Genomic DNA, 15,811 nt, shown 5'->3' on the forward strand with positions numbered 1-15,811 from the left:
TTGAACTCGGCTCGCGAACAGCAGCCGGGGCGATTGGCAATCATTGCCGGCGGCGGAAAACTGCCGCTCTATGTGGCGGAAGCGGCAAGGCGGGCAGGGGAAGATCCGCTGATCATCGCCATGGAGGGCGAAACGGCGCTTGACTGGAGCGGCTGGGACCATGTCTGGCTCGGTCTCGGAAATGTTGCCGGTTTCGACCAGATTGCGCATTCCAACAATATCGATCGCGTCGTCATGTGCGGCGCCATCAAACGCCGTCCGGCGCTCTCTGAACTCAGGCTCAATCTGGCGACATTGCTGAAGGTGCCGGAAGGCATTCGCAAACTGGTTTCCGGTGGCGACAATGCGCTTCTTACCATGGTGGCGAATCTGATCGAAAGACGTGGCCGCAGGGTCATCGGCGCTCATGAGATTGCGCCGGACCTGCTTGCGGAAACGGGGCCGATCGGCCAGCATCGTCCCGACAAGGAGGCCATTGCCGATATAGGCGTCGCCATCGACGCGGCCCTGACCATCGGACGCCTGGATATCGGCCAGGCAGCCGTCACCGTTGGTGGGCGTGTCGTTGCCCTGGAGGGGCCAGAAGGAACCGATGAAGTTCTCCTGCGCGTCGCCGATCTCAAATCGGCCGGACGCGTGTCTTCGCGCCGTCGCGGCGTTCTGGTCAAACTCTGCAAGCCAGGTCAGGACGAGCGGATGGACCTGCCATCGATTGGAGTGTCGACGCTCGAAAATGCCCACAAGGCAGGCTTGGCCGGTGTTGCGATCGAGGCCGGACGTTCGCTGGTCCTTGATCGACAGGCTGTCTGTGATTTCGCCGATCGTCATGGCATGTTCGTCTATGGCATCGACCCGCAACAGACCGAAGGACGCGCTCCGTGAATGCTCCCCTCAAGATTGCCGTCATTGCGGGTGAAAGCTCGGGCGACCTTCTCGGTGCCGACCTGATCCGCCAGATGCGGCAGCTTTCTCAAAAGCCTCTCGAACTGATTGGCGTCGGCGGTCCGGGTCTGATGGCCGAGGGGCTTGTGAGCCTTTTCGACTTCAGCGAATTGTCTATCATGGGCGTAACAGCGGTTCTGAAACAGCTGCCGCGGCTGCTGCGACGGATCGGACAGACCGCGGACGCCATCATTGCCGCCAAGCCCGATGTCCTGATCATCATCGACAGTCCGGATTTCACCCACCGGGTGGCCCGCAAGGTCCGCAAGGTCCTGCCGGATCTCGCGGTGATCAATTATGTCTGCCCGAGCGTCTGGGCCTGGAAACCGAAGCGCGCGCCGGCCATGCGCGCCTATGTCGATCACGTGCTTGCGGTGCTTCCCTTCGAGCCGGAAGCTCTGAAAACTCTCGATGGACCGCCCTCGACCTATGTCGGCCATCGGCTTCGCAGTCTGCCGACACTGCTGGAGGCGAGGAACCAGCTTATTGAGCGGCGTCTGAGCGAACCCTTGGGACCGCGCACCATCCTTCTTCTTCCCGGCTCACGATCCAGCGAGATCGCGAAACTGATGCCGGAATTCGAAAAGGTCGCTGTGATCCTGTCCGAGCGCGGCACCTACCGCTTTATGATGCCGACGGTCAAACATCGAGAAGCCCAAATCCGCGAGATCGTCGCGGGGTGGTCGATCAAGCCGGAGATCTTTGTCGGCGAAGAAGCGAAATGGTCGGCCTTTGCTCAAGCGGATGCCGCTGTTGCGGCCTCTGGAACCGTGACGCTTGAACTGGCGCTAACCGGGATCCCGACAGTTTCCTGCTACAAGACCGATGTCTTCATTCGTTTCTTCCTCAGTCGCATCACAGTCTGGTCGGCCTCCTTGCCGAACCTGATCGCTGATCGACAGGTGGTGCAGGAATGTTTCGACGAGTTCATCCGGCCGGGGCTGGTGGCGCGCCTGCTCGAAAGGCTGGCAATCGATACGCCGGAACGCGCTGCCATGATTGCTGGCTTCGATACGATCTTCGAGCGGATGGCGACGGGCGAGCCGTCGGGTTTAACCGCGGCGCGTGCGGTATTCGCTACCATGGCAAAGAAAAACCCGGCCAGTTCATGACCGGGTTTTTCAATACGTCTGCGGTTCTTCTCAGCCGCGATCATCCAGCTTCACATAATCGCGCTTCGGCGCGCCGGTATAGAGCTGACGGGGACGACCGATACGCTGCTGCGGATCTTCGATCATTTCGGCCCATTGTGCAATCCAGCCCACCGTACGGGCAAGCGCGAAGAGCACGGTGAACATCGTCGTGGGGAAGCCCAGTGCACGCAGCGTGATGCCCGAATAGAAATCGACGTTCGGGTAGAGCTTCTTGTCCTTGAAATAGGGGTCGCTGAGCGCGATCTTTTCAAGTTCGAGCGCAACCTGCATCAGCGGGTCATTGTGGCGGCCGGTGGCTTCCAGAACCTCATACATGGTCTTCTGCATGATGCGCGCGCGCGGGTCGTAGTTCTTGTACACGCGGTGACCGAAGCCCATCAGACGGAACGGATCGTTCTTGTCCTTGGCCTTGGCGATATATTCCGGAATACGGTCGACCGTTCCGATTTCCATCAGCATGTTGAGTGCAGCTTCATTGGCGCCGCCATGAGCCGGACCCCAGAGGCAGGCGATACCGGCAGCGATACAGGCGAACGGGTTGGCGCCCGACGAACCGGCCAGACGAACGGTCGAGGTCGATGCATTCTGCTCATGGTCGGCATGCAGGATGAAGATGCGGTCCATGGCGCGTGCGAGCACCGGGTTGACCTTGTATTCCTCGCAAGGCACGGCAAAGCACATATGCAGGAAGTTTGCTGCATAGCCTAGATCGTTCTTCGGGTAAACGAAGGGCTGGCCGATATGATACTTGTAAGCCATGGCGGCGATCGTCGGCATCTTGGCAATCATGCGAAGGCTCGCAACCATGCGCTGATGCGGATCGGTGATGTCGGTCGAGTCGTGATAGAACGCCGAGAGAGCGCCGACAGTGCCAACCATCACGGCCATCGGGTGGGCGTCGCGACGATAGCCGCTGAAGAACTTCGACATCTGCTCGTGCACCATCGTATGGCGGGTGACGCGGTTGTCGAAATCGGCCTTCTGGGCAGCGGTCGGCAGTTCGCCGTAGAGCAGCAGGTAGCAGACTTCGAGGAAGTCGCCCTTTTCGGCCAGCTGCTCGATCGGATAACCGCGGTGAAGCAGAACGCCTTCATCGCCATCGATATAGGTGATCTTGGATTCGCAGGACGCAGTGGAGGTAAAGCCCGGGTCGTAGGTGAAGGCGCCGGAATGTTTGTAGAGCGGGTTGATATCGATCACGTCCGGACCGATGGAGCCAGATCGAACGTCGAGTTCGATATCCTTGCCATCGATTTTCAAAACCGCCTTCTTGTCAGCCATGAGTGCCTCCGGTCCTTGTTATTGGCGGTCACAAAGCCGCCACATTTGTTCACGGGCTTTTGCTATCTGATTTAGCCTACGATGCCAAGCTGTACCAAAGCGGTATTGCTGCATCGCCGCAGGAATTTCTGGCACCGCAAAAGCCCAAAAGCAAAGGGAAAATGCAGCGCTGATAATTTAATCGATTGAATAAATGCGGTGAGAAAGTGGCCATCAAATCATCGCGAAACGATTGCCGTCTCCAATCAATAGTTGCAGTATGAATTGCTCCTGTGGAAACGGCCATGGCACTCAAGGACGACGAAACGCGACCCGTCGACTATGACAATCTGCAAGCACCCTCTCGACCGGTGTTGCTTCCCGCTGTGAATGCACTTGAGAAGCCTGTACCTGCTATGTCGCATTGGCCGGGTTTTCGGCGGTTGATGGCATTGGAGATCGTTGCATTCGTTGCCGAAAAGCTCGCATTCGAGCGCGACCTGGGCCAACTGTTCTGCTGGACACCGGTCTTCCTTGGGGCGGGGGCTGCGTTCTGGTTCTCGCTTGCCACCACGCCGAGCATTTTCGCCATTCTGTTCGCCGCCAGCCTGTCGTTCCTGGCCTTGCTGTTCACAAGCCGCGAACGCTTTGTTCTTCGAGCGGTGATCGGTTGCTGTCTGCTCATGATGGTCGGTATGGCCCTGGCGGATCTGCAAACACGCAGAATAGCAACCATCATTCTCGATAGTCCCGTCACCACAACGATTCGTGGCCGGATTCTTGCGCGCGAAGCCGACGCGAATGGCCGCTGGCGTTATCTCCTGGCTGTCCTGACGACAAAGGAGCCGCAATTGCGACGCCCGCCACAGGTGGTGCGGCTGACGCTATCCGGGAAGGCGGAAGGCTTCGGTCTCGGTTCGGTGCTCGAGGGCAGGGCCAGGCTATCGCCGCCGTCGGGTCCTACATTGCCGGGCCTCAATGATTTTGCCTTTGCCGCCTATTTCGAAGGCGTCGGCGCCATGGGCTATTTTCTCGGAGCCGTAGCCAATGAGATCGAGCCGGATCGATCTCGAACTTTGCCCATGATCATTTCGGAAACGATGGAGACTGTCCGAACCGCCATTTCCGAGCGGATCCGGAGCGTGGTCGCGGGAGATGCCGGTGCATTCGCTTCCTCGATGGTGACGGATGACCGGCGTGCGATCAGCCTCGAGACGACCGAAGCGCTGCGCCTGGCCGGCCTTGCCCATATCGTGGCCATTTCCGGCCTCAACATGGCACTCGCCGCTGGCGTTTTCTTTGTCTCGATCCGGGTTGTGCTCAGTCTGTCGCAAGCTTCGGCGCATCGGCTGCCAGTGAAGAAGATTGCCGCCGCCGGCGCACTGCTGAGCGTCACCTTCTACTATCTCATTTCCGGTTTCGCGGTTTCGGCCGAACGCGCCTATATCATGATGGCGGTGGTACTGGTTGCGGCATTGTTGGGCCGGCCGTCGATCAGTTTTCGCAATGTGGCCCTATCCGCCATCCTGATCCTGGTTCTTACCCCGTCTGCCGTCATGGGGCCTGGCTTCCAGATGTCCTATGCTGCGACTCTGGGTCTCGTCGCCGGCTATACGCTCTGGAAAGAAGGCACGCCGTTCCATCTGCCCTTTCCTGTTCCGGCGTGGGGCGAGCAAGTTCTCCGTTTCGTGGGCGGGATCTTTATCACCTCGTTGATTGGTGGCCTTTCGACCGCGCTCTACTCGGCTGAACATTTTCACCGGTTGGCGACCTGGGGCCTGCCGGCAAACCTGCTCGCCATGCCGATCATCTCGTTCATCGTCATGCCGTCGGGGATCGTTGCGCTCGTGCTGATGCCTTTCGGTCTTGATGCACCGGCGCTTCACATCATGGGATGGGGTCTCGAATGGGTGATCGCCATCGCCAAATGGATTGCCAGTTTCAAAGGCGAGGTCGTAACGGGCGAATTACCACCCTGGCTCTTCATCGGCGTTACCATCGGCTTTCTGATCCTGACATTGATGCGCACCGCGTTGCGCCATATTGGAAGCATCCTCATCGTTCTTCTGCTCATCGGCGCTACGGTCGCGCCGGAAAGGAAACGTCCCGACCTGCTGGTGCGGGAGGACGGGGCAGCGATTGCACTTGTGAAGGGCGATGACCTTGCCCTCAGCAGCAGCCGCAAGGACGGTTTTGCAACACGGCAATGGTTCTATGCTCTGGCGATGACCGATTACCGGTTACCAGTAGCGATCGCGGGCGAGGGGCTGCCCGAGCCGAAACGGGATGCGACGGCAGAAGAGCTTGGTCAGGCTCGAATAGCGTTGGCGGCTGATATTGCTGGCCTTGGAGGCGAGGCGCTTGCCTGTCGCAGGAAAGCCTGGTGCCTGGGCCGTTTGAACAATGGGCTCGTGGTTGCCTGGATACCGGTCGGCGCCTATGTCGGTCTTGCCTGCGACCATGCCGATATCGTCGTGACACCGGTTCCGGTTCGGTTTTCGTCTTGCCGGTCGGGCGCGCTGCTTTTTTCGCGCCAGACATTGCGCAGAAGCGGGGCGATCGAACTGCGCTGGCCTTCTGCCGGCCGTCCGCCGATCCTTGAGGCAAGCTTCAACGGCGACTGGCGCCCCTGGTCGGAACACCGTTTCTACGATTGGCGCACCGACAGTTTTGCCGATCCTTAGAGCGTAGATCGGCCTGATTGAAACAATTCTGTTGGCTCAAACTGGTTTCCCGCGAGGAGAGCGGCGCGAGCTGTAGCCGCAGCATACAGCCAAGCCGCTCGACGTTGCGGAGAGCCAGTTTCAGCCAACCCTTTGGGCGACATGAATTTTTGCCAATCTCTACGGTCTTTGCCATCGACCGTACCTATAGGTACGCTCTCGACAAAGCCCTTGATCCTAACAAAAATTCCTTGTCGCAGAATGATTCAATCAGGCCGATCCGCAATAGGCTGTCGGTTCGATGTCAGAATGCCGGTTGCCGCAGGAGGAGCACCGGAACCTCGTCGCCCGCGGCAGCGGCCGGCGCATGCGGTGGCCGAACGATCAGGCAATCCGACCGCGCAAAGATCTTCATCTGGGATGAGTCCTGCTGGCTATGCGGACGCACCGAACGCGTCAGATCACTCCCGGTGGAAAGCACCGCCCGCAGATAATCCTGACGATGATCGTTGGCCGCAAGCGCAACGTCCGTACGCGCCATCGCCATGCGATTCGGCAGCGGACGGTGGCCGAGAATGGCGAGCAGCGGCTCCAGAAAAAGATAGCTGCAAACCATTGTGGAAACCGGATTGCCCGGCAGTCCGAGAACGCGGACAGGACCAAGAGCGCCGACCATCAGCGGTTTGCCCGGCCGCATGGCAATGCGCCAGAAATCCAGCACCATGCCCATATGCTTGAGGCTCGATTGCACAAGGTCGTGATCGCCCACCGACGCACCACCCAGGGTAACGATGATATCGGCGCCTGCGTCCAACGCCCGGTTCACTGCAGCCTGAATATGGTCGGCCTTGTCTGCGACCAGCCCGAGATCGAGAACGTCGCCACCGGCGGCCCGTACCAGATGGCCGACGGCATAGGTGCTCGAGGCAATGATCTGGTCAGGGCCGGGCATATCACCGGGGCGCACCAGTTCATCTCCGGTCGCAATGACGGCGACGAGCGGCCTGCGATAGACGGGCAGTTCGGCATGGTTCATCGCCGCAGCCACCATCAGGGCCCCGGCATCCAGGATCGTTCCAGGTTCGAGAACGGTTTCACCGTCCCGGAAATCCTGACCGCGCGGGCGAATATGGCGACCGGCAGCGGGGGCGAATCGATTGACGATGTGGCCATCGTCGGTCTTCTCGGCATCTTCCTGCAACAGGACGACGGTTGCGCCCTCGGGCACCGGAGCACCGGTGAAGATGCGCACGGCTTCACCGGGACCGACGGTGCCGGAATAGCCATGGCCTGCCGAGGATTGGCCGATGACCCGCAGGCGGGTACCGAGTTCCGCGACATCCTCGGCACGTACCGCATAACCATCCATGGCGGAGGCATCAAAGGGAGGCTGTGTCAGCCGGGCCATCAGGGGAGCGGCGAGCACGCGGCCACCCGCTTCGGCGATCGCCACCGTTTCGATGTGATCGATCGGCTTGGTCGCCGCAAAGAGCAGTTGTTGTGCTTCGGCGACGGGAAGCAGCGCCATCATTCCACCGTTTCGGGATAGTGAAAATCGCCGGACTTGCCGCCGGATTTCGACTGAAGATGAATGCCGCCGATTTCCATGGCCTTGTCTGCGGCCTTTGCCATGTCATAGATCGTGAGGCAGGCAACGGAGACGGAGGTCAGTGCTTCCATCTCCACACCGGTCTTGCCGGTGAGTTTCACTGTTGCCTCGACCCTGAAGCCCGGAAGCGTGCTGTCGGGGCTGATATCGACGGTCACTTTCGAAATCAGCAGCGGATGACAAAGCGGGATAAGATCCGATGTCTTCTTGGCAGCCATGATGCCGGCAATCCGAGCGGCACCGATCACGTCTCCCTTCAGTGCATTGCCGGACAGGATGAGATCCAGCGTTTCCGGTCGCATGCGGATATGACCGACCGCAACGGCAACGCGGACCGTTTCCGATTTGGCGCTGACATCGACCATTCTGGCTTCGCCATCCTCGCCGATATGGGTGAGGCTTGAGGTCGTCATCACTCGGCTGCCGCTTTGTCGAGGCCGAGGAGTGCGAGCGTTGCGGCGGTCACATCGTCCTTCCGCATCAGGCTTTCGCCGACGAGGAAGGTCGAAATGCCGCATTTTTCCAGTCGCAGGCAATCGTCATGGGTGAAGATACCGCTTTCGCCGACCAGAAGCCGGTCTGATGGCACCATCGCCGCGAGCCGTTCCGACGTCGCCAGATCGACTTCGAATGTCCGGAGATTGCGATTGTTGACCCCGATCATCGGCGAGGACAGCGCAAGCGCGCGTTCCATTTCCGCTTCGTCATGCACTTCGATGAGCACATCCATGCCGAGCGAGAAGGCGGTCTCTTCAAGCAGCCGGGCTTCATCGTCGGTAAGGGAGGCCATGATGAGGAGAATGCAATCGCCACCCCAGGCGCGCGCCTCATAGACCTGGTAAGGCACGAACATGAAATCCTTGCGCAGGGCAGGCAGGCTGCAGGCCGAGCGGGCCGCTGTGAGGAATTCCGGCTTGCCCTGGAAACTCGGCGTATCCGTGAGCACCGAGAGGCAGGCGGCGCCACCTGCCTCATAGGCTTTCGCAAGCATCGGCGGGTCGAAATCTGGCCTGATCAGGCCCTTCGATGGGCTCGCCTTCTTGATCTCCGCAATCAGGCCGATTTGGCCGATAGCCTGTTTCCGCTTCAGGGCGTTGAGAAATCCACGCGGCGCGGGCGCATCGGCGGCGAGGCTACGCAGTTCGGCCAGCGGCAGGGCGGCCTCGGCGGCCGCGATTTCCTGACGCTTATAGGTTTCGATCTTGCGAAGGATGTCGGTCATCACAGAACCTCAAGCGTTGGAGACGGCGATGAGCCGGTCGAGGGCAGCAGCGGCAGACCCGCTCTCGAGTGATTGATTTGCCAGGGCGACGCCATCGGTGAGCGTATTGGCTTTGCCAGCCACGACGAGTGCCGCAGCCGCATTGGCAACAGCGATATCGCGATAGGGATTGCGAGCCCCGGCAAGCACGTCGCGCAGGGCGCGCGCATTATGCTCGCCATCGCCGCCGCGAAGTTCTTCGAGCGTTACCGGACGCATATCGAAATCGGCCGGCGTCAGTGTAAATTCTGTGATGTCGCCATTCTTGAGCGCGACGACGTCGGTGGTGCCCGCTGTTGTGATTTCGTCCAGCCCGCTGCCGTGAACCACCCAGACATCGGTCGACCCTAATGCCTTGAGAGTTTCGGCGACCGGACGCAGCCATTTCGATGCGAAAACACCGATCATCTGCTTCTTGACGCCGGCCGGGTTCGAAAGCGGACCGAGCAGGTTATAGATGGTACGGGTGCCGAGTTCGACCCGGCTGGGGCCGACAAAGCGCATGGCGCTGTGGTGCGCCTGGGCGAACATGAAGCCGATATTGGCTTCGAGGATGCAGCGTTCGATCGTTTCCGGGGCGAGATCGAGCTTCACGCCCAAAGCCGAAAGCGCATCCGCCGTTCCCGATTTCGAACTCTGCGCACGGTTGCCATGCTTGGCGACCGGAACGCCCGCACCAGCAACGATGATCGATGCGAGCGTCGAGATATTGTAGGTGTGGGCACCGTCTCCGCCGGTTCCGACGATATCGATCGCGTCAGCCGGAGCGGAGACCTTCAACATCTTAGAGCGCATGGTCGCAACCGCGCCCAGGATCTCGTCGGTCGTCTCGCCCCTGACCCTGAGCGCCATCAGGAAGCCGCCGATCTGTGTCGGCGTGGCTTCACCGGACATCATGATATCGAAAGCCTGGCGGGCTTCCTCGCTGGTCAGTGCTTCCGCATTGGCGACCTTGGCGAGAAGAGGCTTGAGATCGGCCATTGCCAGCGTTCCCTTACTGCTGAACCATCAACTGATTGGCAAGCGTCCGATTGAGGCGCACGCCATATTCCGTCTGCAACTGGTTGACCATCTGGTCAAGTACATCGTCGCCAGCTGCATTGGCCAGCGCTGTCATCTGCTGGTCGCTGTTCGGATCGTCGAGCGTGCCTTCCTGGACATCGGTCACCTTGAGGACGATCTGGCCGTCACCATCAGCACCCGCCGCACTCGCAACATGACCATTGGCACCGCCGAACGTGGCGGAAATGGCCGACGGGCTCAGAACAGCATCCGTCATGCCGCGGCGAATGCCGCTCTTGTTTTCCACCGCCAAGGAGAGTTTTGCCGCAACATCGGCCATTGTGGTGCCATCGCGAACCTGCTTGACGATTTCTTCCGCTTTCTTGGCCAGCGCGTTGCGTTCCTGCTCGGCGGTCCAGTCGGCGACGGCCTTGGCCTTGACCTCGTCCAGCGTCCGCTCGCGGGCCGGCGTTACGCCATCGACTTCGAACCAGAGGTAGCCGCCATTTTCGATCGTCAGCGGCAGCGGTTCGACGCCGGGTTCGGTCTGGAAGGCTTCGGCCAGCAACTTGTCGGCGGAAGGAATATCCTTGATTTCGGCTTCCTTCATATCCTTGCCCTGGGCATCGACCGCATCGAGGATCACAGCCTTCAGCTGCAATTGCTTGGCGACATCGACAAGACTTGCGCCGGATGCCCGGCTATCTTCGAACCGGTCATAGACATTCTGGATCTCATCATTGGCAAGCACGAGTGCCAGTTCCTTGCGGATACTGTCCTTGACCTCGTCGAGCGGTTTGGTCACTTCCGGACGGATGTTGGTCACGCGCAGGATAACCGGACCAAGAAGGCCGGTCACAACAGGCGTCACGCCGCCATCGGCCTTGACGGCAAACACGGCTTCGCCCATGGCCGGGTTCGGCAGCTTGTCCTTGGTGAAGTCACCCAGCAGAACGTCGGTTGCCGTCTTGCCCTGCTCAGTGACGAGCTGGTCGAATGTCGTTCCCGCCGCCAGCTTGGCAACAGCAGCATCCGCATCCGCCTGGTTGGTAAAGGCCAGCTGTTCGACAGTCCGGGTTTCCGGCGTCCGATAGTTGTTCTTGTGCTTCTCGTAATCTTCGGCGACGGCCGCGTCGGAAACGGCCGAAACATCGGCAATATCTGCCGGTTCAAGCTTCACATAGGTGATCTTGCGATATTCCGGCGCCTTGTAATTCTGCTTTTGACCGGCAAACCAATCGGTGAGCGTCTTGTCGTCCGGAGCGGCAACCGGATCGATATTTGCCTTGCCGAGGAGAATATAGTCGATCGAACGGGTTTCGGTCGCGTAGGATTTGAGCGCGTCGAGCAGCGTCGCCGACGGCTTGAAGCCACCGACGAGCGCATCGGCCACCTGGCTGCGCACGGCTTCCTTCGACTTTGCTATGACAAAATCCTGCGGACGAATGCGAGCGTTTTGGAGGCGCTGTTCCATCAGGGTGCGCGAAAAGGCGCCAGTCGAATCCTTGAAGGCCGGCTCGTCCTGGATGAGCTGCAGAAGCCGCTCCTCGGAGAGACCGAGCTTCATGTTTTCAGCCAGTTGATCGAGCGTCGCACCCGAAACGAGCTGGCTGAGCACCAGATTTTCGACACCGAACATCTTGGCCTGTTCGAGCGTCAGCCTCGTGCCGAAACGCTGGGACATGTTTCCCATCGCGTTGTTGAAATTGATCTGGAATTCGACATTGGAGACCTTCTGGTCGCCAACCGTGACCACGGCATCGGAGGCGCCGGCAAACATGGAGCTCTGCACGCCCCATATGCCAAACGAACCGACGAGAAGGACGAGGAGGGCCTTGGCGATCCATGTTTGTCCGGCTTTTCGCAACAGTTCGAGCATGTTTTCCCAATCACTCCCAGTTCCCGTTTGACGACAGGCATGGCTGTCCGCCCCTGGCGCCGTAGCAGCCGGGGAATGCCGCTTTTAGACTTCGGCCCGCAAGCGTGGCAAGCAGATTTTTCCCGGCTCTTCATCGATCCCGGCTCTGTTCGCCGCCATACTGTGAAAAAGCGGTTCGGAACGCTCTTTCCGTCGTATTCTCATCTTCTGCTTTCGCCAATTGCTTCCTATCTTATACATATGTTTCGAGCTATCGATTGGGTGGGTTCGCAGAGGGATTCGAGGAGAACCATTTTGGGAAGAGGGCTTCTGGACACTGTCATTTCCGGAAGGAAATCGAGGACGAGCCATGCGCAGGTCGTCGATGAATTGGGCAGAGCCATCATTACAGGAGAGTTTCCGGTCGGCACGACGCTTCCCGGCGACCAGGATCTGGCACAGCGTTTCAAGGTTTCGCGGACGGTGCTGCGCGAAGCGATGAAGACGCTCGCAGCCAAGGGCATGATCGTGCCGCGCGCGCGCATCGGAACCCGCGTCACGCCCAAGAGCAACTGGAACCTGTTCGACAGCGATGTCCTGACTTGGCATTTCCATATCGGCGTCGATCCCGAGTTTCTCGAGCATCTGAGCCAGATCCGGATGGCGTTCGAGCCCTATGCGGCCTCGCTTGCCGCCGGACAGGCGTCTGAAGCCGATATTGCCGAACTCTATGCGCTGGCCGATGCCATGGCCGATAGCAACCATACGCCTGAAACCATGGCTTTTGCCGATCTGAAATTCCATCTTGCCATCGCCGAAGCCTCGCGCAATCCCTTCATGCGCAATGTCGGCAGTCTGATCGAAGCTGCACTGGTCGGGATCTTCAAGCTGAGTTCACCGGCCGCCAGTGAAAAGCGGATGGTCGAAGTCGCAGCCACCCACAGACGGATCGTCGATGCCATCGCCGAGCATGATCCTGCTGCCGCCGCCGAAGCCATGCGGCAGGTTATCGTTACAGGGCGCGACAGAATCCGTGCCAATCTGGCAAAATAACGCAGTTTCAAAGCCAATTTCCGTCTTGCGCTTGAAGATTACAGCGTGAGGGCTTAACTTGGCGTCATTGAAATCCATTGGCCACAAGTTGTGACTGAAATCATCATCATTTTCTTTCTGCTGCTTCTGAATGCATTCTTTGCAATGTCGGAACTGGCAATCGTATCCGCAAGTCGCCCCCTTCTGCGCCAGAAAGCCAAACAGGGAAACCGTCAGGCTGTGACGGCGCTTCGGCTTGCCGAGGATTCGGGTAACTTTCTCTCCACCGTTCAGGTTGGCATCACGCTGGTGGGTATCCTCGCCGGTACTTATGGCGGTGCCTCGATTGCCGAAAAGCTTGGCCCCGAACTCGACAGTTTCGAAATCATCGCCCCCTATGGCCATGCACTCGCCGGTGCCATTGTTGTGGCGATGATCACCTATTTCTCGGTGATTGTCGGCGAACTTATTCCCAAGCAGCTCGCTCTGCGTCATGCCGAGACGATCGCCATGTTCGTTGCCGGCCCGATGAGCCTGTTGTCGAAGGTGGCGGCGCCGATCGTCTATCTCTTCGAAATGTCGGCGAAAATCCTGTCGCGCCTTTTCGGACTGTCGGGCGCCGACAGCGACGAGGTCACGGAAGCGGAAGTTCATGCCGTTCTTGCCGAGGGCGCGGAAAGCGGCGTGTTCGAGAAATCCGAACATGAAATGCTCCGGCGGATCATGAGCCTCGCCGACCGGTCGGTGAAATCGATCATCACCCACCGCACCGAAATCGTCTCGCTCGATATCAAGGATACGCTGCAGGATGTAACGGCGGTGGTGGCGAAAGCTGGCCATTCCCGCTATCCGGTCGTCGAGGGTGATACCGATACGGTTATCGGCGCCGTCTCGGCCCGCGATATCCTGATCGCATCGCAAAATCCCAAGACCTTCAGCCTCAAGGCGATCCTCCAGGATCTGCCGACTCTGCCCGAGATGACGAACTGCCTGCGCGCCTTCGAGATCTTCAAGGAATCGAATATTCACATGGCGATCGTCGTCGATGAATATGGATCCACCGAAGGGATCGTGACATCGGCCGACCTTTTGGAGGCGATCGTTGGCATCCTGCCGTCCAACTATGATGACGTCGAGGATATCCTCATCCGTCGCCGGGACGAAACATCCTGGCTGATCGACGGTCGCACGCCGATCCACGAGATGCAGTTGAGCTTCGGCCTCGACAGGCTCGATACCGAGGACGGTTACGAAACCATCGCCGGCTTCATTGTCCAGCGCCTGCGCAAGAACCCAACCGAAGGTGACTGGTTCGAAGCCTACGGCTATCGATTCGAGGTTATCGACATGGATGGACGACGGATCGACAAGATTCTGATGTCGCTGTCGATGAACAACGATAGCGATCCCGGACTCTGAATTCTCCTCGGTAACAATACCATCGATCATGTGCATTGAGAGATCGCGGTGATGCGCTGGAGATCAGGAATCTGATGTCCGGTTGTTGGCGAACCGCCGCGGACCGTTGACGGCGATGGCGGACTTGTTATGGAGATGGCCAGGCAAACGGAGTGGGATCATGACGGAACGTGTATTGGCGATCGTGCTGGCGGCTGGCGAAAGCACGCGAATGAAGTCTTCGAAATCGAAGGTTCTGCATTCGATCGGCAATCTGCCGATGATTTCGCATGTGATTCGTGCTTTGGCTGAAACCGGCGTCAGCGACGTCGCCGTCGTGGTCGGTCGCGATGCTGAATCGGTCATCGCCGCAGCCTCGTCGGAAGGCCTGTCCATCGAATCCTATGAGCAGAAAGAGCGGCTGGGTACGGCCCATGCCGTTCTTGCGGCGCGGCCGGCACTTGAACGTGGCTATGACCAGATCCTGATTGCCTATGGTGATGGCCCGCTGATCGAGGCGGCACCGCTTGTCGAAGCGCTCGACAAGGTTCGGTCGGGCTATGATGCGGCGGTGATCGGCTTTCACACCGAAAAGCCCTTTGGCTACGGTCGTCTGCTCCAGGACGGTGCCGATCTCGTCGCCATCCGGGAAGAGAAGGATGCCACCGAAGCCGAGCGCGCCGTTACCTTCTGCAACAGCGGGCTGATGGCGATCGACGGCCAAAAGGCGCTCGCATTGCTGTCGGCGATTTCCAACAACAATGCCAAGAAGGAATTTTATCTTACCGATATCGTCGAGGTCTTGCGGTCCGCCGGCGGCAAGGCCGCAACGGTGGAAGCGCCCGCCGATATGGTCGCGGGCTGCAACAACCGCGCTGAACTTGCGGAACTCGAAGCGATCTGGCAGCGCAAGAAGCGTCTTCAGTTGATGATTTCCGGCGTGACGATGATCGCGCCCGAAACCGTGTTCCTGTCGCATGATACCAAAATCGCACCCGATGTGACGATCGAGCCGAACGTGGTTTTCGGCGAGGGCGTTGTGGTCGAGACTGGTGCCGTGATCCATGCCTTTTCGCATCTCGAAGGGGCCCATGTCGCCAGCGGTGCCACGGTCGGTCCGTTCGCGCGACTTCGGCCCGGCGCCAACCTTGGCCGCAATTCAAAGGTCGGCAATTTCTGCGAAGTGAAGAAGGCCGACATCGGCGAGGGCGCCAAGGTCAATCACCTGACCTATATCGGCGATGCCGTGATCGGCGCTCGCAGCAATATCGGCGCGGGTACCATCACCTGCAACTATGACGGTTTCAACAAGTTCGAGACCCATATCGGCGCCGATGCCTTCATCGGATCGAACTCCTCGCTTGTGGCGCCGGTTTCGATCGGCGATGGCGCGCTGGTCGCGTCGGGCAGCGTGATTACCGCCGATGTTCCCGCGCAGGCCGCTGCCTTCGGTCGCGCAAGACAATCCGTCAAGGACGGATATGGCGCCGAGATCATGGCAAGGAACAAGGCCCTCAAGGAATCCCGCAAGAAATAGCGCTGTTAACGCAAGAAACCGAAAGTGATGGCGCTGCCGTTGCGAAGCCTCGATTTTTCGGTAACTAACGGCACGACAGTAACAGGGGATCGTCT

Annotated in this window: 12 protein-coding genes; 6 read left to right on the forward strand and 6 right to left on the reverse strand. The window is 59.4% G+C overall.

Features of this window, described 5'->3' with window-relative positions:
- Entirely contained in the window at positions 1–882 is an 882-nt protein-coding gene (locus Q4481_RS08945) for an LpxI family protein (RefSeq protein WP_304375995.1), read from the forward strand.
- Positions 879–2,054, forward strand: a complete 1,176-nt coding sequence (lpxB, locus tag Q4481_RS08950; RefSeq protein WP_304375996.1) for a lipid-A-disaccharide synthase — start codon at positions 879–881, stop codon at positions 2,052–2,054. The genes Q4481_RS08945 and lpxB overlap by 4 nt, the downstream gene beginning before the upstream one ends.
- 30 nt (positions 2,055–2,084) lie before the next feature.
- Here the strand turns inward: lpxB and gltA are convergent, their stop codons facing one another.
- Positions 2,085–3,377, reverse strand: a complete 1,293-nt coding sequence (gltA, locus tag Q4481_RS08955) for a citrate synthase (RefSeq protein ID WP_304375997.1) — start codon at positions 3,375–3,377, stop codon at positions 2,085–2,087.
- Between the two features lie 284 nt (positions 3,378–3,661).
- Here gltA and Q4481_RS08960 point away from each other — a divergent pair, with 284 nt between their 5' ends.
- Complete coding sequence (locus Q4481_RS08960) at positions 3,662–6,040, forward strand: ComEC/Rec2 family competence protein (RefSeq protein ID WP_304375998.1); 2,379 nt, start codon at positions 3,662–3,664, stop codon at positions 6,038–6,040.
- 283 nt (positions 6,041–6,323) lie between these two features.
- On the opposite strand, the gene Q4481_RS08965 is transcribed toward Q4481_RS08960, so the two are convergent.
- Genes Q4481_RS08965 through Q4481_RS08985 form a run of 5 tightly spaced genes read right to left on the reverse strand, consistent with a single transcriptional unit; the run spans position 6,324 to position 11,770 of the window.
- On the reverse strand, positions 6,324–7,547 hold the full coding sequence (locus Q4481_RS08965) for a molybdopterin molybdotransferase MoeA (RefSeq protein ID WP_304375999.1): 1,224 nt from the start codon (positions 7,545–7,547) through the stop codon (positions 6,324–6,326).
- Complete coding sequence (moaC, locus tag Q4481_RS08970) at positions 7,547–8,041, reverse strand: cyclic pyranopterin monophosphate synthase MoaC (protein ID WP_304376000.1); 495 nt, start codon at positions 8,039–8,041, stop codon at positions 7,547–7,549. The genes Q4481_RS08965 and moaC overlap by 1 nt, the downstream gene beginning before the upstream one ends.
- The gene (gene trpC, locus Q4481_RS08975; protein ID WP_377353574.1) at positions 8,041–8,850 is read right to left on the reverse strand and encodes an indole-3-glycerol phosphate synthase TrpC; all 810 of its coding nucleotides are present in this window, start codon (positions 8,848–8,850) and stop codon (positions 8,041–8,043) included. Before trpC ends, moaC begins: the two co-directional genes overlap by 1 nt.
- A gap of 9 nt (positions 8,851–8,859) precedes the next feature.
- Positions 8,860–9,870 (reverse strand): anthranilate phosphoribosyltransferase, encoded by a 1,011-nt coding sequence (gene trpD, locus Q4481_RS08980; protein ID WP_304376002.1) that lies wholly within the window; start codon positions 9,868–9,870, stop codon positions 8,860–8,862.
- A 13-nt stretch (positions 9,871–9,883) separates the two neighbouring features.
- The gene (locus Q4481_RS08985; protein ID WP_304376003.1) at positions 9,884–11,770 is read right to left on the reverse strand and encodes a peptidylprolyl isomerase; all 1,887 of its coding nucleotides are present in this window, start codon (positions 11,768–11,770) and stop codon (positions 9,884–9,886) included.
- Positions 11,771–12,064: 294 nt separating this feature from the next.
- Here Q4481_RS08985 and Q4481_RS08990 point away from each other — a divergent pair, with 294 nt between their 5' ends.
- The 3 genes from Q4481_RS08990 (at position 12,065) to glmU (ending at position 15,716) form a co-directional block, all read left to right on the forward strand.
- Entirely contained in the window at positions 12,065–12,802 is a 738-nt protein-coding gene (locus Q4481_RS08990; protein ID WP_304376004.1) for a FadR/GntR family transcriptional regulator, read from the forward strand.
- 90 nt (positions 12,803–12,892) lie between these two features.
- Positions 12,893–14,200, forward strand: coding sequence for a hemolysin family protein (locus tag Q4481_RS08995; protein ID WP_304376005.1), 1,308 nt, complete (start codon positions 12,893–12,895; stop codon positions 14,198–14,200).
- Positions 14,201–14,360: 160 nt separating this feature from the next.
- Positions 14,361–15,716, forward strand: a complete 1,356-nt coding sequence (gene glmU / locus Q4481_RS09000) for a bifunctional UDP-N-acetylglucosamine diphosphorylase/glucosamine-1-phosphate N-acetyltransferase GlmU (protein ID WP_304376006.1) — start codon at positions 14,361–14,363, stop codon at positions 15,714–15,716.
- The last annotated feature ends 95 nt before the right edge of the window (positions 15,717–15,811 follow it).

Origin of the sequence: Fluviirhizobium alvei, assembly GCF_030551875.1 — a bacterium.
GTDB classification, from domain to species: Bacteria; Pseudomonadota; Alphaproteobacteria; order Rhizobiales; family Rhizobiaceae; genus Rhizobium_E; species Rhizobium_E alvei.

Bases quoted from the DNA above. Each gene is read 5' to 3' on its own strand.
- Q4481_RS08965 (WP_304375999.1), bottom strand. From the start codon at position 7,547: ATGGCGCTGCTTCCCGTCGCCGAAGCACAACAACTGCTCTTTGCGGCG.
- trpC (WP_377353574.1), bottom strand. From the start codon at position 8,850: ATGACCGACATCCTTCGCAAGATCGAAACCTATAAGCGTCAGGAAATC.
- glmU (WP_304376006.1), top strand. From the start codon at position 14,361: ATGACGGAACGTGTATTGGCGATCGTGCTGGCGGCTGGCGAAAGCACG.
- moaC (WP_304376000.1), bottom strand. From the start codon at position 8,041: ATGACGACCTCAAGCCTCACCCATATCGGCGAGGATGGCGAAGCCAGA.
- trpD (WP_304376002.1), bottom strand. From the start codon at position 9,870: ATGGCCGATCTCAAGCCTCTTCTCGCCAAGGTCGCCAATGCGGAAGCA.
- gltA (WP_304375997.1), bottom strand. From the start codon at position 3,377: ATGGCTGACAAGAAGGCGGTTTTGAAAATCGATGGCAAGGATATCGAA.
- Q4481_RS08985 (WP_304376003.1), bottom strand. From the start codon at position 11,770: ATGCTCGAACTGTTGCGAAAAGCCGGACAAACATGGATCGCCAAGGCC.
- Q4481_RS08960 (WP_304375998.1), top strand. From the start codon at position 3,662: ATGGCACTCAAGGACGACGAAACGCGACCCGTCGACTATGACAATCTG.